The organism is Azospirillum fermentarium (assembly GCF_025961205.1).
GTDB lineage: Bacteria > Pseudomonadota > Alphaproteobacteria > Azospirillales > Azospirillaceae > Azospirillum > Azospirillum fermentarium.
Genome location: NZ_JAOQNH010000001.1, coordinates 416,814 through 435,754, shown reverse-complemented (window position 1 = coordinate 435,754; position 18,941 = coordinate 416,814). Strand labels below are relative to the sequence as shown.

Here is an 18,941-nt window from a genome sequence, read left to right as displayed (position 1 = left end):
GCCCGTCCGTGGTGCTCGGCCCCTTCCGTCCCGGCCCCCGCAACCGCCTGACCGACGTTGACGGCCTGCGCGTCGGCAACGCCGAGGACGCGCGGGCGTGGAGCGGGGTGACCGTGGTGCTGCCCGACGAACCGGCGGGGGCGGCGGTGGACGTGCGCGGCGGCGCCCCCGGCACGCGGGAAACCGATGCCCTGAACCCCACCTGTCTGGTGGAGGGGGTGGATGCGGTGGTGCTGACCGGCGGGTCCGCCTTCGGCCTGGATGCCGCATCGGGGGCGATGGGGTGGCTGGCGGGCCGGGGCCGCGGCTTTGCCGTTGGGGACCAGCGGGTGCCCATCGTGCCGGCGGCGGTGCTGTTCGACCTGCTGAACGGCGGCGACAAGGGGTGGGGGGACGATCCGCCGTACCGCCGCCTTGCCTATTCCGCCTGTGAAACGGCACTGACGGAACAAGGGCTGGATTTCGCCCTGGGCAACGCCGGGGCCGGGCTGGGGGCCAAGGCCGGCGACATCAAGGGCGGTCTGGGATCGGCCTCGATCATCAGCGCCGACGGCTATCAGGTGGCGGCGCTGATCGCGGTCAACCCGGTGGGATCGGTGGTGATGCCGGGAACGGACACCCTGTGGGCCTGGGCGTGGGAGATGGCGGAGGAAATGGGCGGCCAGATCCCGCCCGCCGGCCCGGTGCCGCCCGATCCGGCCATGCCCTTCATGGATTCCGCGGTGGCGGGGGCCAACACCACCATCGGCGTCGTCGCCACCAACGCCACGCTGACCAAGGCGCAGGCGCTGCGGCTGGCAACCATGGCCCACGACGGTTTTGCCCGTGCCATCCGCCCGGTTCACACTCCCTTCGACGGCGACACCCTGTTCGCCCTGTCCACCGGGCGGCTGGGGCTGGGGGATAACCCGCCGCTGACGCTGGCCCGGCTGGGGGCGCTGGCCGCCGATTGCGTCGCCCGCGCCATCGGGCGGGCGGTGTGGGAGGCACGCTCGTTGGGGCGCTTCCCGTCGTACCGGGAACGTTATCGCGGATAATCGTTTGTGTGCATGTGGTTGCGCGCATTTCCCCATACGTTATGGGGAAAATCCCCCAATTGCTGCCCCTCCGTTGGGTTTCCTAGGGTGCCCTGATGGCGCCCCTCCCGTCCGGGGAAAACCGGAAGGCCATGGGGCGCCCCCTTCCGTCGTTCGGGGTTCCATGATGAAAGCGATTGCCGTTCCGGTGGTGTGTGCCGTTCTGCTTGCCGGGTGTGCGGAACGGAAATTGTCCCCTCTGACCGTCAAGCCGGAAGACTTGAAAGACATCGGCCAGCTTTACGGCAAGAGCGAGCTGTACGTCGTCTATAAGAAGGATGAGAAGGGGAACCCGACCGAGATCATCAAGACGACGGACAAACAGGCCGATGCGGTTGGCTTTTTTTCCGGCAATGCCAATGCGATCAAGAGTTACGATTGCATCCGCATCACCGCCGCCACCGTGAACGGCCACAACGTGTCGGTCTGCGATCAGGGGCGTTGGTTCGATTACGGCACACGCGACCAGAGCATTCTGACCACCCGCAAGGCCAAGGATGCGGCCAGCGCCGCATGGGGCGGGGCGGTGGGGACCGCGCTTTCGCCGCTGACCCTGGCGATCGACGTGCTCAGCTTCGACCCCAAGCTGTCGTCCACCCGTAAATCCCTGACCAGGGCGGTGTCCGACCCGGTGCAGGATTTCGAGGTTCTGAAGCAGGTGAAGCTGGCCGTCGATGCCCTGGCCACCAAGAAGTGGGAATACCACAAGGACGAGGCTGGAAAGAGCATCGCGGGCGCGAAGTTCTTCATGACGTATTACGCGCCGGGCACCGTGTCCACCGCCGAGCGGGACGCCATCGTCCGCGCCAACATCGAGCGGGAAGGGGCAAAATCGCCGAATTTCCTCTACGCCGCCATGTCCGCCTTGCCCTTGTCGCCGGAAAACCGGGCACGGGGGCTGTCCATCCTGCGTGGCGCCAACTCCTTCGACGGCTACGCGCGGGCCTTCGACCTGTCGTCGGACATCGACGACGCCAAGCGGGCGGAGGCGCTGGCCACCACCTCCGGCGACAAGCGCAAGACCGAGTACATGGCCCTCAAGCTGATCGAGAGAAAGGTGGGGAACATCAACCGGCTGTTCGCGCTGCGCGCCACCCAGCCCACCACCTCCGCCGTGACGGCCGTGCGCGGCAACGGCTTCATCTTCGTCGATACCGTCAGTTCGGGCCGTGGCAACTTCTCGTCGGAGCTGGAGGTGTCCGCCGACAAAAGCATCGGCGTCTTCGCCTATGGCGTCTATGATGTGACGGTCAAGGCGACGGTCAGCCTGCGCCAGCATATGTACCGGCAGAGCTTCTGGTTGGGGAACGTGGACGAGACCAAGACCAACACCGTTTCGGCGGAAGAGGTGGTGCGGATCTCCGGCCCCGATTACCGCGCGGTGAAGAGGGTCGGGGTGAACGACGTGATCCTGAACTTCAAGGAGCGCGGTTCGGCCGGCGGCACCACCGAAGTGACCCTGATCGGCGACCCGCAAGTGACGTTCGAGGTGACCAATGTCAAGCTCGTGGATTAAGAGCGCCCGCATCCGGGCGGCGGCCCTGGTGATCCTGCTGGTGCCGGCGGCGCCGTCTCTGGCGCTGGATTTCGACAAGGTGCTGCGGGAGGCGGGGAAGGTCCAGAGCCAGGGCCCCGTCACCTCCACCGACAGCAACGCCTATGGTGCGTCCAGCCGGCTGCAGTCGGATTTCATTTCCGAAGACGCCCAGCGGCGGGCGCGGGCCAGTGCCTACGCCGCCCAGGAGGAGGCCAACCGGCGCGCCAGCGTCGGGGGCGGCGGGCCGTGCCGCTCGGGCGACGTGTGCTTCAACGTGGTCCGTGCCGAGCGGGACTACACCGAAATCGTGTGCACCAAAGGGCAGGACCACAACATCGGCCAGAAGAAGAGGATCTGCGGGTCGGGTGAAAAATGGGGTGGCTGCGGCATGAGCGATGCCTTCGCCCACCATCACACCATGACCAAGGCCGGCAACATGCAGTGTGATTGAGGGGCGGGATCAGGGGTGAGGCCGGCATGACGCGGCCTCCCACCGGAGCCACGGCCCCGGCGGGAGGCCGCGGATTTACCCCATGGCCCGGATGTTGTGGACGAAATCGTCCACGGCGTGGCGCAGGGCGGCGGCCTTGTCGTTCACGTCGGTGGTGGACCGCAGCATGTGCGTCGCTGACTGGCCGGTTTCCTCGGCGATGCGGGTGACGGTCAGGGTGCTTTGCGACACCTCCTCCGCCGCCTGGGCCGCTTCCAGCACGTTGCGGGAAATGGCGGAGGTGGCGGTGAACTGCTGCTCCATGGCGGTGGCGATGGTCTCGGTCATGCGCGACACCTTGGCCACCGTGGCGCTGATGCCCTGGATGGCCTCCACCGATTCCTGGGTTTCCCGCTGAATCGCCGCCACCTGGGCCGCGATCTCGTCGGTGGCGCTGGCGGTCTGGTTGGCGAGGTTCTTCACTTCCGACGCCACCACGGCGAAGCCCTTGCCGGCCTCGCCCGCGCGGGCCGCCTCGATGGTGGCGTTCAGCGCCAGCAGGTTGGTCTGCGAGGCGATGGCCTGGATCAACTGCACCACCCCGCCGATCTGGGCGGCGGCGGCGGCCAGACTCTTCATGTTGGCGTCGATGTGCTGGGCCTCGGTCACCGCCGCCTGGGTGATGCGGGAGGATTCCGCCACCTGGCCGGCGATGGCGTTGACCGAGGAGGCCAGCTCCTGCGCCGCGTCGGCCACGGTGCGGATGTTGTCGGAGGTCTGGCGGATCGCCGCCGCCACCCCGGCGGTTTCCCGCGTCGTGCCCTCGGCGTTCGCCGTCAGCCGCCCGGCGGATTCGTTCAGGGCGCCGGCGGCCTTGCCGATCACGTCCACCACGCCGTTGACCGTCTGGTCGAAGGAATCGGCCAGCCGCAGCATGGTGTCGCGCCGCTCGGCCTCGGCCCGGCGCTTCACCTCGTCGCGTTCGCTGTTCAGGCGGGCGTTGTCCAGCGCGTTGTTGCGGAACACCTCCACCGCCAGCGCCACGTCGCGCAGTTCGTCGGAACGGTCGCGGCCGGGGATGGCGGTGTCGGTGTGCCCCTCGGCCAGACGGCGCATGACGAACACGATGTGGGCCAGCGGCAGGGTGATGCCCCGCCCGATCAGCACCGACAGGCTGGCGCCGATCATCAGCACGATCAGCACCCCGGCCAGAAGCTGCTGGGTCGCCCGGTCATGGTCCTGATGGGTCTGGATCACCTCGCGGTCGCGCACGGCGCGCACGGTGGACAGCGCCGACGCCACGCTGTCTTCCAGCGTGCGGGACAGGGCGTCCTGGGCCTGCTTGGCCTGCATGAAGCGGCCCAGATTGTCGGCGTAGCCGCGGCTGCGCTGGCGCATGTCCTTGAGCGCCGTGCGGGCCTCGGGCTCGTCGGCCCAATAGAGCAGGGTTTCCGCCGCTTCGCCCAGACGGGCGGCGGTGGCCTCCAGCATGGTGATGGTGGCGGGGGTGGCGGCACCGGCCAGCGCCGCTTCCCCGGCGTCGGCCTGATTGGCCAGCGCCAGGGTGGTCAGGGCCGCCTGCTTCAGCTCGTTGGCCTGACCCAGCCGGCGCTGGGCGTCGTCGAAATCCTGGCGGGCGTTGACGCGGGCGTGCTGGAGCGCCTGCGACAGGCCATTCACCGCCTCGTGCACCGTCGCCAGCGCGTCGGGCAGGGGCGGGGCACCCGCGGTCCCCTTCAGCGCCGCCTCATAGGCCGAGAGCGCGGCGGGCAGGGCCGCGGGATCGGTGCCGGGCAGGGGCTGGGCGGTCAGCACGGCGGCGATTTGCGACGCCAGCCCCACCTTGTCCTCCAGCGCGGTGCGTTCGGCGGCGGCCCCGGTGGCGGTCAGCAGGGATTGGGCGGCCTGCATCTCCAGATCCGTCCGCTCCAGGATGGCGATGACCTCCTGGGTGTTCTCCAGCGCCTTGCGGGCGGTGGCGACGGTGCCCAGCGCGGCCTTGGCCTCGGTCAACTGTTCGTCCTGCCGGCGGATGGTGGCGTCGGCGATTTCCCGCAGCTTGGTGATCATGGTCCGGCGGTCGCCGGTCAGGGACTGCTTCAGCCGTTCCTGCTCCACATAGGCCGCAAGGGCGTCGTTGAGGGTCTGCAACGAATCCCCCAGCCGGGCGACGGCGCCTGAGTCCGCCCCGGCGGTCTGCCGCAGCGTGTCCAGCGACGCGCGGGTGCGCGCCACCGCCTGCGCCGCGCTGTCGTCCCCGGCGGGGGCGCCGCGCTGGACGAAACGGTTGCTGGCCAGCAGCAGATCCTGGAATTCTCCGGCGACACCCTGGGCCAGCAGGGCGACGTTCACCCGCTGGGCGAACTGCCCCAGCGCGTACCACCCGATCAGGGCGATCAGCAGCGCCAGCACCAGCACAGCCGCAAACCCCCCGAAAATCCGGGCGCGAATGGTCATGGCCTCTTCCTCCCTGCCCGCAGCGCGGGCCAAGCGGGGGGCGGTCCCCGCCGGGGCCGGCGCAGGCTGTTCTTTTTTAGGCGACAGAAATCAGTGAAGCAGAATTTCAGAACAACGTTCCAATTTCCATGCAAGAAAAGAGAAGACCGTTCTAATTTTGTGGTGGGTCGATGGCGGAAACGATCCGGGGGAGAGGGGGATGTAATCGTTCCGCCTTGTTAACTATTCGCCCGCGCCCTCACCCCCGGCGGACCATTCCTGCACGCGCGCCAGATGGGCATAGTCGGTGTAGCGCGGCGCCAGCGATGGGCGCGGCACGGAGCGGTAGGGGGTGGCCGGGTCGTCGAAGGTGCAGATCAGGCTTTCCAGCCCGGCCAGCGCCTGATCGGCGAGATCGCCGATGTCCCCCTTCACCGGCACCTCGCTGCCCGGCGGGTCGCCGCCCGACAGGCGCCAGAACAGCAGGGACGCCACATCCGCCGCCGGAATGCCCGCGAACCCGCCGGCCCGCGCGATGGCGGCCTCCAGCGGCAATTGCGGCGCGAACCCCAGCGCCACGTCGGACGCCGACGGGGGCAGGCCGGTCTTGTAGTCGATGATGACCAAGCCCCCGCCGCCGCCCTCGGAACGATTGGCCGCGCTGTTGTCGCGGTCGATGCGGTCGGCCTTGGCGGTCAGTTCGAACGGCCCGGCGGGGCCGGACAGCACCAGCCGGCCCGACACCTCCACCGCCAGCGGCTTGACCGTGCGGCGGCGGTCCCGTTCGCGGTCCACCACCCACGCCGCCAGCCGCTCGAACCGCGGCCACCAGAAGGCCCAGACGTCGGGATGGCTGTGCAGCAGCGGCCCGAACGCCTCCCGCCCCGCGTCCAGAAGCTGGGGCAGGGCGTTGCCGGGCAGGGTGCCGGGGTTGTCGCGGATGAAACGCTCCAGCGCCTTGTGGATGAACTGCCCCTTGTCGGCGGCGCCGGGGTCGGCGGCGATGGGGTCCAGCTTCTTCAGCCGCAACACATACTGGGCGTAGATGGCATAGGGGTCGCGCATCCACGTTTCGATCCGCGTGACCGACAGGCGGCGGGGCCGCGCCTGGACCGGCGGGCGCGGTTCGGGGGGGCGGATGGGCTGCACCCGGTCCGGCTCGTCCATGGACCGTGCCCAGGCCAGCCATTGTTCGCCCTTGGCCTCCAGCCGCTTTTCCAGATTGAGCGCCTTCAGCACCGTTTCCAGCCGCAGCAGCCAGCGCGACGGCACGGTCGGCGTGCCCTCCACCCGCTGGGAGCGGGTCAGCACCACCTCCGGCGCGCCCAGGCATTGGGCGAAGTCGTGGGCCGACAGGCCGATCATGCGTTCGGGACTCGGCAGGCCGAAATCCTTGCGCATGGGGCGCGACATCCACGGGTCGGCCTCGGCATCCGGGGGCCAGCTCTTTTCGTTCAGGCCCCCCAGGATGGTCAGGTCGAAGTGCTGCAGCCGCGCTTCCATCGGTCCCAGGATCGCCAGCCGGGGATGCAGGCCGAACAGCGGGCGCACCACGCACCCGGCCATCAGCGCTTCGAACAGGGCCGGGTAATCCTTGACCGGCACCGCGGGGAAATCCGCCGCCGCCTGGCGCAGGTCGTTGAGGAAACGGGCCGCCGCCTCCCCGTCCTCGCGTTTCCACAACCGTTCCGGTCCCGGTTCGGTATCGGATGCGGCAAGGTTTTCGGCAAAGCGCGCGTGGGTTTCGATCAGGTCGCGCAGCGGCACCGTGCCGCGGTCCAGCAGATCGAGGAAGGGGGCGGCCAGCCCCTCCACCGCGTCGATCCATGTGCCCAGGTGGGCGCGCTGGTCCGGGTGGTCGAAATCTTTCGGGTCGGCGGCCTCCAGCGCGGCGCGCAGGCCGGCAAAGCCGGGGCCGGGCCGGGGGCCGCGCAGCACGATGCGTTCCAGAGCGCGGGCCGCCGCGCGGAAGTCGAAGGGCAGCCATCCGCCCGCCGCCATGGGGTGCTTGGCCAGCGCCAGCAGGTCCAGCGGGTGGACGCGGGTCGCTCCCACCTCCGCCGCCAGCCGCAGATAGGTGCCCACCGCTGAATTGCCCAGCGGACGGCCCGAGGAATCGTCCACCGCGATGCGCCAGCGCTGCAGCACCGACGCCACCCGGCGGGCCAGATTGCGGTCGGGGGTGATCAAGGCTGCGGTGCGGCCCGGCGTCTCCAGCGCCCCGCGCATCATCAGGGCGATGACCGCGGCCTCCTCCTCCGGGCCGGCGGCGTCGGCGCGGGTCAGGCCCTTCAGCGTTTCGCCATCGAAACCATCAAGGTTTCGCCACGCTTCGGTCGTGGCCGCGGGGCGCATGGCCTCCGCCACCAGATGGGACCGGGCCATGCGCTCGGCCCCGGCGTCGGCGGGATCCCACAGGCGCACCTGCCACCGCTCCACCCCCATGCGGCGCAGAAGGCAGCACAGCTCGTGCTGGGGGTGGGCCTCGTCGTGCAGCACCGCGTCCCAGGTGGCGTCGTCGGCGCTCTGGTCCAGGCCGGGCAGGACCACCATCCCCTGCGGCATGCGGGCGATGACCGCCAGCAGGTCGGCGGCGGCGGGGATCGAGCCGGTGGAGCCGGCGGCGATCACGATGCCCGGCGGCGGCGAGGCGGCCCACAGCGCCGCCTGCGCCTCCATCAGCGCGTTGCGGCGGGCGGCGGGGTCCAGTTGCTGCCACTCGTCCAGCAGCGTGGGCCAGACGGCGGTGATGATGCGCAGGAACTTCAGCGTGACCTGCCAGTGCTCGGCGTAATCCTCCGGCACAAGCTGTTCCAGCCGGTCGAAGCTGGCCCGTTCGGTGGCCACCTGATCCAGCAGACGGCCAAGGTCGGCGCCCAGCCGCATGGCCTGGGCGGTGGTGGCGGCCATGCCCTCGGCCCGCAGCACCAGTTGCGCCAGGACAAGCTGGCGGCGCAGCGGCGTGATGGCCTCGGGCACGTCGAGCGCGCCGGGCATGCCCGGCACCTCCTCCACCTCGATGGACAGGGCGTCGGGGTCGAGATCCCCCAGGGGGAGCATGCGCGGCAGCAGCATGGGCTGCCCATGGCCGCGGCGCAGAAAGGCGTCGCGCAGCGAGCGGCAGGCGCGGCGGGTGGGCAGCAGCACCGTCACCGCCGCCAGATCCAGCGGGTCGCGCCCCACCCGTTCCATGATCCCTTCGGCCAGCCGGTCCACGAAGGGGGCGCAGGGGGGAATGGTGTAGACCGTGGCCTGACCACGTTCCGTCATGGGCTTTCCCCCCGCAAAATCCAAGGCCCGCGGCTGCGGCCCCGCCGGCGATTGAGGCAACAGCCCCTGATGGGGGACCATCAAGGGCGCGAGATCAGGGCCAGAAGGGCTTCAGCCCGTCCATGGCCAGCAACTCTTCGGTTTCCTGAAGCGCGGACGGCGTGCCCACATGGTACCACAGCCCGTCGTGGGCGATGCCGCGCAGACGGCCCGCGGCAATCGCGCGGTCCCACAGCACGTTCATGGAGAACGCCCCGTCCGGCGACTCCGCAAACAACTCCGGCTTCACGATCTGCACGCCGGCATAGACGAAGGGGGCGACGCGCGATTCCTCCCGCCGGGACAGCGTGCCCTCGGGGTCCATCTGGAAATCGCCCACCCCCTCATAGCCGACGGCGCGCGTGGTGCTCATCAGCAGCAGCAGCGCATCCATCGTCTCCGGGTTCCAATGCGCGGCCAGCCGCTGGATGGCCGGCTGCGGCCCGTCCAGCCACAGGATGTCGGCGTTCACCACCAGGAACGGATCGGCGCCCAGATGGGGCAGGGCGTTCTTCACCCCCCCGCCGGTTTCCAGCGCCGTTTCCTCCGGCGACAGGACGATGGCCGGGGGCGTGGTGCGGCCCGCCAGATGGGCGGCGATCATTTCGGCCTTGTAATGGGTGTTGACCACCGCCGTGTCCACCGCCGCACGCTCCAGATGGTCGAGCGCGCGGTCCAGCAGCGTGCGGCCCATCACCGGGATCAGCGGCTTGGGCGTGTTCAGCGTCAGCGGCCGCATCCGCAGGCCCAGGCCGGCGGCCAGAACCATGGCCCGGCGCGGCGGGGTGGCGGTGGGGGGAACGGGCGCAGCAGTCACGGTCATTCAATCCGTCTCCGGGATAACGAACGCGGCGCGGGCCGGCGGCGGCAGATGCCGGCCGAACCACCCGGCCACGGGTGCAAGATCGGGATGGGCCAGCGCGCGTTCCAGCAGCCGCCACAGCCGCGGCATGTGCACCAGATAGCCGCGCCGCCCCTCGCGCACCGCCAGCCGGGCGAAGATCCCGATGACGCGCGCGTGGCGCACGGCCCCCAGCACCGCGAAGGCCCGATGGAACGCCGCCCGGTCCAGCGCCGGGAAAGCGTCGAGGTAGCGCGCCTTCATCGCCGACGCAAGATCATCCGGCACGTCGCGCCGCGCATCCTCCAGCAGCGACATCAGGTCATAGGCCACCGGCCCCAGCCCCGCCCCCTGGAAGTCGATCAGTCCGGCGGCCCGCACGCCGTCGCGCGGCAGCCGCATCAGGTTGCCCATGTGATAGTCGCGCAGCAGCAGCGACCGCGGCCCGGCGCACACCGGCTCCACCGCCGCCATCCAGGCGGCGGCACAATCGTTGCGCTCCCGGTCCGAGAGCGCATGGCCGCGGACCAGCGGCATCCACACATCGGCGAACAGCATCACCTGGTCCACGAACAGCCCGGCGCCGTAACGGGGCAGGTCCAGCCCGGCGGCGTCGGCATCGGTGAAGCCGGCGTGCAGCCGGATCAGCGCATCGGTGGCCAGCGCGTAGAGCGGGGCCGGAGCGTCGCCGCGGTCCAGGCACAGGGTAAAGGTGGCATCGCCGAAATCCTCCTGCACCGCCAGCCCGGCGGCGGTGTCGGCGGCCAGCACCTGCGGCACCGACAGCCCCAGCCGGTCCAGCACCCGCCCGATGGCGATGAAGGGCACCAGATCCGCCGCCGGGTCCGGCGTGTCGGCCAGGATGCGGGTGGTGCCGCCGGGCAGGGCCAGCCGCTCGTACCGCCGGACGGAGGCGTCGCCGGCCAGCGGGGTGCGCGTGGCCCCGGCCAGCCCGTGGGCGGTCAGGAATTCCCGGATGGTGTCAGCGCGGGTGTGGGTCACGGCAGCGCCCCGGCCAGCCGTTCGGCCCACCGCGCGGGGCCGGACAGGGTGGCGCGGCGCGCCTCCTCCCCCGCGGCACCGGGGCCGGTGATGGTCAGCGTCAGGTCCAGCCGCCCGGCGGGCAGCAGCGGGCCCAGGCGTTCGGGCCATTCCACCAGCGCCACCCCCTCGCGCGCTTCGTCCCATCCCACCTCGTACACCTCGTCCGGGCCGGACAGGCGGTAGAGGTCGAAGTGCCACAGGCTGAAATCCGGGGCGTCGTACATCTGCACCAGGGTGAAGGTGGGCGACGGCACCTCGGTCTCCTCTCCGCACAGGGCGCGGATGAGCGCGCGGGCGAAGGCGGTCTTTCCGGCGCCAAGGTCGCCGCGCAGCGCCATCGCGTCACCCGCGCGCAGACACGGGGCAATGGCACGGGCCAACGCCGTGGTGGCGGCCTCGTCGGGCAGGGTCAGGGTGCGGGTGAATGCAGGGTCGGCCATGGCCGCGGATTGTGCGGAAGCCGCCCGCCGCCCGCAAGACGGAATGCGTGCAAAAAACGGGCGTCAGGCCACCATCCGCCGCCGCGGCTGGGGTGCCGGCGGGACCGTGGACCCGGCGGCGTGAGCGTCGATGGGGATCATCCGCACCGGCTTGTTGAAATTGATGGTGATCATCAACGCCAGCGTGCCGCGGATGACATAGAGGGATTTGTCCGAGTCGGCGGGCAGGGGCACATGCCGGTTCTTGCAATGGGACACCAGGGCGCCCAGCACCTCGTCGGCCGGCAGCACCAGGGTTTCACCGCCGTCCAGGTGCAGGCAGGTCAGAACCCCGCCGTCGCCGGTCAGGTAGCTGACCGCGGTGACGCTCTCGGCCGGCATCGGGTCGCCCCGCCGCCGCCGCCGTTCGGTGACGGCCTTCATCACCTCCTGATCCTTGAAGACAAGGCAGCGCAATTCCTTCATCGGTGCCTTTCCGCCTTGTGGGGCCAGGGGGAGCGGGGGAGGAAACTTTATTCTGGATTGAATAAGCAACAGGTCAAGCTCAACAACGCCACACGTTGAAAAATCCGTGCATCCGTAAAGACCACAAGGCCAGTGTGGTTGAACGCGGGCGCCAAAGGGGACATAGAAACGGCACCGCAACCTTTTGCCATGGCCTGTGCCGAGGGGTTTTCCCATGTCCGCCACCGTTCACCGCACCGATGTCGCCATTATCGGCGCCGGCCCCGTGGGGCTGTTCGCCGTTTTCGAGTGCGGGATGCTGAAAATGTCCTGCCATGTGGTGGACGCGCTCGACATGGTGGGCGGGCAGTGCTCGGCCCTCTACCCGGAAAAGCCGATCTACGACATCCCCGGCCACCCGTCGATCCTGGCCGCCGACCTGATCGACCGGCTGGCGGAACAGGCCGCCCCCTTCTCCCCCACCTATCATCTGGGCCAGCAAGTGCAGACCCTGGCCCCCACGGCGGACGGTGGCTGGCGGCTGGAAACCAGCACCGGCACGGTGATCGAGTCGAAGGCCGTCATCATCGCCGCCGGCTGCGGCGCCTTCGGTCCCAACCGCCCGCCGCTGGACGGGCTGGAAGCGTTCGAGGGGAAATCGGTGCACTACATGGTGCGCCGCCGCCAGGATTTCGCCGGCAAGCGGGTGGTGATCGCCGGCGGCGGCGATTCCGCCGTTGACTGGACCCTGTCGCTGGCCGACGTGGCGGAAAAGGTCTCGGTGGTCCACCGCCGGCCCAAGTTCCGCGCCGCCCCGGAAAGCGTGGCCCGCATGGACGCGCTGGTGCGCGAGGGCAAGGTGGAGATGGTGGTGCCCTACCAGCTCTCCGGCCTGGACGGTGCTGAGGGGCAGTTGACCGCCGTGCGCGTCGCCACCCTGGACGGGGTGGAAAAGGCGCTGCCCGCCGATGCGCTGCTGGCCTTCTTCGGGCTGTCGATGAATCTGGGGCCGATCGCCGAGTGGGGCCTGAACCTGGACAAGGCCCACATCACGGTCGATCCCCGTACGGGCGCCACCAGCGCGCCCGGTGTCTTCGCCATCGGCGACATCGCCCATTATCCGGGCAAGCTGAAGCTGATCCTGTGCGGCTTCGCCGAAGCGGCCCAGGCCGCCCACGCCGTCCACGCCCTGGTCCATCCGGGCGAGGCGCTGCACTTCGAATATTCCACCAGCAAGGGCGTTCCGGGGGCGTAACGGCCCTTTGGACGCAGTGCGCCCCTGGCTTTTCCGGTGACAGGGGCGTCACATGCCGTCCGAAACCCGCATGAACAGGGCAATCAGGCTGGTGTTGATGTAGTAATTGTTCCGCCCGGCCTGATGCTTCTTGACGAATCCGGCATCCGCCAACTGATCCAGATAGCGGGCGGCGGTCTGGCGGGTGATATCCAGATCGTTTTGCAGAAAATCGATCCGTGTATAGGGATGGCGGAACAGGTTGTTCAGCAGATCCTGGGAATAGAGCTTCGGCATGTCTCGGCGGATGCGGTGCTTGTAGTCCGCCATTTGGCCGCGCACACCGTCGATCAACTCCAGTGTCGTGCGGGACGTTGAGGCGACGGCGCGCAGCATATAGAGCACCCACGCTTCCCATGCACCGTCGTCGCGCACAGCCTGGAGCAGGCGGTAGTATTCGCCCTTGCTGCCCGTGATGGCGCGGCTGAGATAGAGAACAGGGATATCCAGCAATCCGACTCGGGTCAGATAAAGCACGTTCAAGATACGCCCCAACCGTCCGTTACCGTCCGGGAAGGGATGAATGCTTTCGAATTGGTGATGAATCACCGCCATTTTGACCAGCGGGTCCAGGTCCGACAGGCTGTCGTCATTGATGAAACGTTCCAGCGCCGTCATGTGGGCGATGATGTCCCGACCGTCTTGGGGCGGGACGTAAACGATCTCACCCGTCCGGTCGTTCTTCAGCGCGGTTCCGGGGGTGGTGCGGAATTCACCCGTCGTCCGCTTCAGCGTCTGGAACATGGCGATCAGGGTATTGTTCGTGATCAGCCCGTCGGAATCATGCATCGCGTTGAAGCCCAGCTTCAAGGCATCGCGGTAGAGTGCGACTTCTTTTGCCGCCGCTGAGCGTGGCCCTTCGGGGAAAAGATCCGCCTGAAACAGTTCGTCCTGGGTCGTGACGATGTTTTCGATCTCCGAACTTGCCTTCGCTTCCTGAAGGGACAGGGTGTCGATCAGGATTCCCTGGTTCGGAATGGCGGCGGCCAATCCCTTGACCTCCGCCAAATAGCGGTGTGCTTCTGCCGCTGTCCGCAACACGGCCTTCGTCTCTAATTCCATCGGCGGCGGGAGCGGGGGAAGGGTGTAGGACGGCTTTAACATGTGCGACCGGATATGTTCGAAATAAGCTGTTTTCTTAACATATCCTCCCGACGTGTTCGAGAAATCCCCGTGTCGCGAACATGTCGGCGGTGCCGCCAATGCGTCCTCCCCAAACGCCATTCCCCCCGGCCCAAGAGGGGGCCGGGGGGAATGGCGGGGGCCGTGCCCGGCCGGGGCGTCGGCGGCAGGGCGTCAGCCCGGCTGACCGGGGGCGGGGGCCGCGGGCGGGGCCGGCGGGTTCGGACCCTTCATCGGGCCGGGGCCGCCGTGATGGCCGGGGCCGCCGTCCGGGCCGCCGCGATGGCCGCCCATCATGCCCTCGTGCCCCATTCCGCGGCCCGGCAGCAGCCGGTCGGCGGTCTTCTGCTGGTCGGGCGTGAGCTGGGCATAGAGTTCCTTGGCCGCCGGGACGATCTGGGCCAGCGTCTGCTGATGCACGGTCGCCATGGCCTGGATGCGGTCCAGACGGTCGGGCAGGGCGGCGGGGGCCGGCTTGTCCTTGTAGTCGGTGCAGAACTTGGCCATCGGCGCCTGCGACGCGCGGGCGGCGTCGGCGAACTTGGTCCAGGCGGCCTTCTGCGCGTCGGTGATCTTCAGCTTCTTCTCGGCAAAGGCCAGCTTGCCGGCCAGGAACGCCTCGTGATCCTCGCACATGCGGGCGAAATGGGCCTGGGGGCCGGCTTTCGGCGCCGGGGTTCCGGCCTGCTGCGCCACGGCGGGGATGGCAACGGCCAGACCGAGCGCCACGGCGGCGGAGGCGAAGAAAGCGCGTTTCATGTCCATACTCCTCAAGGAAGACTGTTCCCGTGTGTTCCGTTGGGGACCGGGGCCGTTTCACCGTCCGGCTGGTGTTGCCGTGGGGGCCGCCGTTCCCGATGACCTGATCCTGGCTCACGAACTTTGCCGGTTGATGTCGGGAAACCCGGCTTTTGGTAACAGTCTGTTTCAGCCGCCGGGTCCGTTACGCGCCGTTACATTTTTCCCCTTAACCCCGGCGGGCCCCGCGGCGACAATGGGGCCATGGACCGCACACCTCATCTCTTGGTCGTGGACGACGACCGGGAAATCCGTTCGCTGATTTCCCAGTTCCTGACCCGCCACGGCTTTCGCGTCACCGCCGCCCGCGACGGGGCGGAGATGGCCCGCGTGCTGGAATCGGCGCGGGTGGACCTGATCGTCCTCGACCTGATGCTGCCGGGAGAGGACGGGCTGTCCCTGTGCCGCCGCCTGCGCGCCCAGCCGGGGCCGCCCACCCCCATCATCATGCTGACCGCCATGGGGGACGAGGCCGACCGCATCGTCGGGCTTGAGATGGGGGCCGACGATTATCTGGCCAAACCCTTCAGCCCGCGCGAGCTGCTGGCGCGCATCAAGGCGGTGCTGCGCCGGGCCGGCGGCACACCCCAGCCGGTGGGTGGCGGCGGCGACGGCAAGACCCTGCGGTTCGAGGGATGGGCGCTCAATCTGGCCAAGCGCGAGCTTCATTCCCCCGATGGGGTGCTGGTGCAGTTGTCGGCGGGGGAATACGACCTGCTGGTGGCCTTTGCCGAGCATCCCCAGCGGGTGCTGACCCGCGACCAGCTTCTCGATCTGGCGCGCGGGCGGGCGGCGGTGCCGTTCGACCGCTCCATCGACGTGCAGGTCAGCCGCCTGCGGCGCAAGATCGAACCGGACCCCGCCGACCCCGCCTTTATCAAGACGGTGCGCGGCGGCGGCTATCTTTTCACGCCCACGGTGACGGCGGGAGCATGAGAACCGTTCTGCGCCGGCTGCTGCCGGACAGCATCGCCGCCCGCACGGCCCTGACCGTGGTGGTGGCGCTGCTGCTGACCCAGATGGTCAGCGCGCTGATCTATCTGACCGACCGGGGGGAGGCGCCGCCGCCGCCCCATGGGCCCAAGGTGCTGATCCAGCGCGTCACCTCCATCGCCCAGCTTGTGGAAACCGTGCCGGTCTCCGACCGCAAGCGGGTGGTGGGGGCCATCGACGACCCGGTGCTGCGGGTGGAATGGCGGCGCGACCCGCCCCGGTTCGAACACCGGCACCAGGGCATGGGGGCGGAATACCTGATCCGCCGCCTGCGCGTCGCCCTGAACGATTCCGACCGCGCGGTGATCGTGGAGATGCGCAGCGACCGCTCCTTCCTCGACCCTCAGCCGGGGCCGCTGACCGCCGGGCCGCTCTCTCCCCCGCCGCCGCCCCGCGACGAGCCGCGATGGTCGGAGCGGTTCCGCCTGTCGGTGCAACTTTCCGACGGCTCGTGGCTGCTGTTCACCACCGGAGACCCGGTTGAAGGCGCGTTCCGGCTGGTGCGCTTCGTGCTGTGGATGGGGGGTATCGCCGCCGTCATCACGCTGGTGTCCCTGTGGGCCGGACGGCGCATCACCGCTCCCCTGGCCCGCTTTGCCGGTGCCGCCGAACGGCTGGGCGTGGATGGGGAGGCCGAGCCGCTGCCGGAGGTCGGGCCGATGGAGCTGCGCGCCGCCACCCGCGCCTTCAACCGGATGCAGGAACGCCTGCGCCGCTTCGTCGCCGACCGCACCCAGATGGTGGCGGCCATGAGCCACGACCTTCGCACCCCCCTGACCCGCCTGCGCCTGCGTGCCGAGCTGGTGGAGGACGAGGAGATGCAGCGCAAGATGCTGGCCGACCTGGATGAGATGGAAGCCATGGTCAACGCCACCCTGGCGTTCGCCCGCGACGACGCCCGGCACGAGCCGCGCGGGCCGCTGGATCTGGCGGCCCTGCTGCAAAGCCTGTGCGACGACCGCGAGGACGCCGGGCAGAGTGCCGCCTTCGACGGGCCGTCGCACGTGACGGTGCAGGGGCGCCCGGTGGCGCTGCGCCGGGCCTTCGCCAACCTGATCGACAACGCGATCGCCTATGGCGGCGCGGTGCGGGTGCGGCTGGGGCGGGCGGACGGCACCGCGCGGGTGGACATCGACGACGACGGCCCCGGCATCCCGGAGACGGAGTTCGAAAAGGTCTTCGCCCCCTTCTACCGCCTGGAACGGTCGCGCAGCCGCGACACCGGCGGCGTGGGGCTGGGGCTTGCCACCGCCCGCACCATCGTGCGCGGCCACGGCGGCGACATCACGCTGACCAACCGGGAGGAGGGGGGGCTGCGGGTGACGGTGGTGCTGCCGGTATAGAAAAGCCGGCACGCCCCGCGCCCCGGTCAGAGGAACAGAAAGTTGGCGGAGCCGGCGGCCGTGAAGGCCGTGTAGTCCGTGTTCTCCAGATACAGGTTGTACGCCCCGCCATAGGCGGCGATGTTGACGCCCCCGTTCAGGCTCTGGATCTGCACGCCGGCCGACTTCCACCACGTGTATGTATCGCCGTTGCTGTTGTTGACGTTGTAACCCCAGTCACGGTAGTCGATTTTGTCTTCGCCGATGTGGAAATCGGTGATCCGGTCCGTCTGGACCATGTTGGGAACGTCGGCCCGGTCGAAGCGGAAGAAATCGCTTCCCTCACCGCCGGTCAGGAAATCGTCTCCCAGTCCGCCGCGCAGGGTGTCGGCGCCGTTGCCCCCCGTCAGGGTGTCGCTGCCGTTGCCGCCGAACAGGCTGTCGTTGCCGTGGAAACCATAGAGCCAGTTGGCCCCGGCATCGCCGACGATGGTGTCGGCCCCCTCGGTGCCGATGGCGTTCTCGATGCTGATCAGGGTGCCGGTGTCGGTGCTGCCGGTGAAGGTGGCGGTGCCCAGGTCCAGCCGGATGACGGCCCCGGCGGCGTGGGCGGCGTTGGCGAAATAGCCGGTGTCGGTGCCGGCGCCGCCGTCCAGCAGGTTGAGCCCGCTGCCGCCGTTCAGTTCGTCGTTTCCGTCCCCGCCGTACAGGCTGTCGTTGCCGTCTCCGGCGATCAGGGTGTCGTTGCCGGCCCGGCCTTCGAACAGTTCGGCGGCGTTCGTTCCGAGGATCAGGTCATTGCCACTGCCGGTGACCACGTGCTGGATGTTGCGGACGGTATCCGTGTCGCCGTTGGCGAAGCTGGCCCGCTGCTGCCCCAGGTCGATCACGGCGGCCCCGAGGGTGTCGTCGATGAAGGAAGCCATGTTGAACCCGGAGCCGCCGTCGATGGTGTCGTTCCCCAAGCCGCCGCGCAGGGTGTCGTTGCCGTCGCCGCCGAACAGGCTGTCGTTGCCGTGGAAGCCATAGAGCCAGTTGGCCCCGGCATCGCCGACGATGGTGTCGGCCCCCTCGGTGCCGATGGCGTTCTCGATGCTGATCAGGGTGCCGGTGTCGGTGCTGCCGGTGAAGGTGGCGGTGCCCAGGTCCAGCCGGATGACGGCCCCGGCGGCGTGGGCGGCGTTGGCGAAATAGCCGGTGTCGGTGCCGGCGCCGCCGTCCAGCAGGTTGAGCCCGCTGCCGCCGTTCAGCTCGTCGTTGCCATCGCCGCCGAACAGGCTGTCGTTGCCGTCCTCGGCGATCAGGGTGTCGTTGCCGGTGCCGCCGTACAGGCTGTCATTGCCGGTGCCACCGATCAGGGTGTCATTGCCGTCGCCGCCGAACAGGCTGTCGTTGCCGTGGAAGCCGTAGAGCCAGTTGGCCCCGGCATCGCCGACGATGGTGTCGTCGCCCTCGGTGCCGATGGCGTTCTCGATGCTGATCAGGGTGCAGACGTCCGTGCTGCCGGTGAAGGTGGCGGTGCCCAGGTCCAGCCGGATGACGGCCCCGGCGGCGAGTTCGGCGTTGGCGAAATAGGCGATATCGATACCGTCACCGCCGTCGAGAAGGTCACTGCCGACGAGGCCGTTCAAGTCGTCGTTGCCGTCCCCACCATACAGGCTGTCGTTCCCGCCCCCGGCAATCAGGGTGTCGTTGCCGGCCTCCCCGGTCATGACGTCATCGCCACTGGATCCAAAAAGAAGGTCGTTACCCAATGTTCCATATATGTAGTTGATTGTCATGGAATCCTCCGCTGAAATCAGACATATTCTTCCATTCAATATTTGTTTGTTCAACAATGAAAAATTGATTTCAT

The 18,941-nt window shown here is 69.0% G+C and carries 15 protein-coding genes; 6 read left to right on the top strand and 9 right to left on the bottom strand.

Translation table 11 applies throughout. From position 1 onward, the window contains the following. Positions 1–8 precede the first annotated feature (8 nt). The 3 genes from M2352_RS02120 (at position 9) to M2352_RS02110 (ending at position 3,064) form a co-directional block, all read left to right on the top strand. Entirely contained in the window at positions 9–1,037 is a 1,029-nt protein-coding gene (locus M2352_RS02120; protein WP_264662864.1) for a P1 family peptidase, read from the top strand. 229 nt (positions 1,038–1,266) lie between these two features. Further along, positions 1,267–2,592: a hypothetical protein gene (locus M2352_RS02115; RefSeq protein ID WP_264662863.1), complete on the top strand. Its 1,326-nt coding sequence runs from the start codon at positions 1,267–1,269 to the stop codon at positions 2,590–2,592. Next, entirely contained in the window at positions 2,573–3,064 is a 492-nt protein-coding gene (locus M2352_RS02110) for a hypothetical protein (protein WP_264662862.1), read from the top strand. The genes M2352_RS02115 and M2352_RS02110 overlap by 20 nt, the downstream gene beginning before the upstream one ends. Positions 3,065–3,139: 75 nt before the next feature. Here M2352_RS02110 and M2352_RS02105 read toward each other — a convergent pair whose 3' ends face one another. From M2352_RS02105 to M2352_RS02080, 6 genes are all read right to left on the bottom strand, one after another. Next, on the bottom strand, positions 3,140–5,500 hold the full coding sequence (locus tag M2352_RS02105) for a methyl-accepting chemotaxis protein (protein WP_264662861.1): 2,361 nt from the start codon (positions 5,498–5,500) through the stop codon (positions 3,140–3,142). 222 nt (positions 5,501–5,722) lie between these two features. Beyond that, positions 5,723–8,749, bottom strand: a complete 3,027-nt coding sequence (gene addB, locus M2352_RS02100) for a double-strand break repair protein AddB (protein ID WP_264662860.1) — start codon at positions 8,747–8,749, stop codon at positions 5,723–5,725. A 94-nt stretch (positions 8,750–8,843) separates the two neighbouring features. Then, entirely contained in the window at positions 8,844–9,611 is a 768-nt protein-coding gene (locus M2352_RS02095; RefSeq protein ID WP_264662859.1) for a nucleotidyltransferase family protein, read from the bottom strand. Further along, positions 9,612–10,631: an aminoglycoside phosphotransferase family protein gene (locus M2352_RS02090; RefSeq protein WP_264662858.1), complete on the bottom strand. Its 1,020-nt coding sequence runs from the start codon at positions 10,629–10,631 to the stop codon at positions 9,612–9,614. It abuts the gene before it with no gap. Continuing rightward, the gene (gene tsaE, locus M2352_RS02085; protein ID WP_264662857.1) at positions 10,628–11,113 is read right to left on the bottom strand and encodes a tRNA (adenosine(37)-N6)-threonylcarbamoyltransferase complex ATPase subunit type 1 TsaE; all 486 of its coding nucleotides are present in this window, start codon (positions 11,111–11,113) and stop codon (positions 10,628–10,630) included. Before tsaE ends, M2352_RS02090 begins: the two co-directional genes overlap by 4 nt. A gap of 63 nt (positions 11,114–11,176) precedes the next feature. Then, positions 11,177–11,578 (bottom strand): hypothetical protein, encoded by a 402-nt coding sequence (locus M2352_RS02080; protein ID WP_264662856.1) that lies wholly within the window; start codon positions 11,576–11,578, stop codon positions 11,177–11,179. A gap of 214 nt (positions 11,579–11,792) precedes the next feature. Here M2352_RS02080 and M2352_RS02075 point away from each other — a divergent pair, with 214 nt between their 5' ends. After that, positions 11,793–12,812 carry an NAD(P)/FAD-dependent oxidoreductase gene (locus tag M2352_RS02075; RefSeq protein ID WP_264662855.1) on the top strand — a complete coding sequence of 340 codons (1,020 nt, stop codon included), beginning with the start codon at positions 11,793–11,795 and terminating at the stop codon, positions 12,810–12,812. 48 nt (positions 12,813–12,860) lie between these two features. On the opposite strand, the gene M2352_RS02070 is transcribed toward M2352_RS02075, so the two are convergent. Then, positions 12,861–13,913 (bottom strand): Fic/DOC family N-terminal domain-containing protein, encoded by a 1,053-nt coding sequence (locus M2352_RS02070; protein WP_264665287.1) that lies wholly within the window; start codon positions 13,911–13,913, stop codon positions 12,861–12,863. A 234-nt stretch (positions 13,914–14,147) separates the two neighbouring features. Further along, positions 14,148–14,732 (bottom strand): Spy/CpxP family protein refolding chaperone, encoded by a 585-nt coding sequence (locus M2352_RS02065; protein WP_264662854.1) that lies wholly within the window; start codon positions 14,730–14,732, stop codon positions 14,148–14,150. Positions 14,733–14,975: 243 nt separating this feature from the next. Between M2352_RS02065 and M2352_RS02060 the strand changes: the two genes are divergently transcribed. Together M2352_RS02060 and M2352_RS02055 are read left to right on the top strand one after the other, a co-directional pair. Beyond that, a complete protein-coding gene (locus tag M2352_RS02060) occupies positions 14,976–15,707 on the top strand; it encodes a response regulator (RefSeq protein WP_264662853.1) in 732 nt (243 codons plus the stop codon). Beyond that, complete coding sequence (locus M2352_RS02055; protein WP_264662852.1) at positions 15,704–17,107, top strand: ATP-binding protein; 1,404 nt, start codon at positions 15,704–15,706, stop codon at positions 17,105–17,107. Before M2352_RS02060 ends, M2352_RS02055 begins: the two co-directional genes overlap by 4 nt. Before the next feature lie 26 nt (positions 17,108–17,133). Here M2352_RS02055 and M2352_RS02050 read toward each other — a convergent pair whose 3' ends face one another. After that, complete coding sequence (locus M2352_RS02050) at positions 17,134–18,867, bottom strand: calcium-binding protein (RefSeq protein WP_264662851.1); 1,734 nt, start codon at positions 18,865–18,867, stop codon at positions 17,134–17,136. Positions 18,868–18,941 lie beyond the last annotated feature (74 nt).

Excerpts from the sequence above, each read along its gene's own strand:
- M2352_RS02075 (WP_264662855.1), top strand. The coding sequence starts at position 11,793 with ATGTCCGCCACCGTTCACCGCACCGATGTCGCCATTATCGGCGCCGGC.
- M2352_RS02065 (WP_264662854.1), bottom strand. The coding sequence starts at position 14,732 with ATGAAACGCGCTTTCTTCGCCTCCGCCGCCGTGGCGCTCGGTCTGGCC.
- tsaE (WP_264662857.1), bottom strand. The coding sequence starts at position 11,113 with ATGGCCGACCCTGCATTCACCCGCACCCTGACCCTGCCCGACGAGGCC.
- M2352_RS02070 (WP_264665287.1), bottom strand. The coding sequence starts at position 13,913 with ATGGAATTAGAGACGAAGGCCGTGTTGCGGACAGCGGCAGAAGCACAC.
- M2352_RS02110 (WP_264662862.1), top strand. The coding sequence starts at position 2,573 with ATGTCAAGCTCGTGGATTAAGAGCGCCCGCATCCGGGCGGCGGCCCTG.
- M2352_RS02050 (WP_264662851.1), bottom strand. The coding sequence starts at position 18,867 with ATGACAATCAACTACATATATGGAACATTGGGTAACGACCTTCTTTTT.
- M2352_RS02105 (WP_264662861.1), bottom strand. The coding sequence starts at position 5,500 with ATGACCATTCGCGCCCGGATTTTCGGGGGGTTTGCGGCTGTGCTGGTG.
- M2352_RS02060 (WP_264662853.1), top strand. The coding sequence starts at position 14,976 with ATGGACCGCACACCTCATCTCTTGGTCGTGGACGACGACCGGGAAATC.
- M2352_RS02095 (WP_264662859.1), bottom strand. The coding sequence starts at position 9,611 with ATGACCGTGACTGCTGCGCCCGTTCCCCCCACCGCCACCCCGCCGCGC.
- M2352_RS02055 (WP_264662852.1), top strand. The coding sequence starts at position 15,704 with ATGAGAACCGTTCTGCGCCGGCTGCTGCCGGACAGCATCGCCGCCCGC.
- addB (WP_264662860.1), bottom strand. The coding sequence starts at position 8,749 with ATGACGGAACGTGGTCAGGCCACGGTCTACACCATTCCCCCCTGCGCC.
- M2352_RS02080 (WP_264662856.1), bottom strand. The coding sequence starts at position 11,578 with ATGAAGGAATTGCGCTGCCTTGTCTTCAAGGATCAGGAGGTGATGAAG.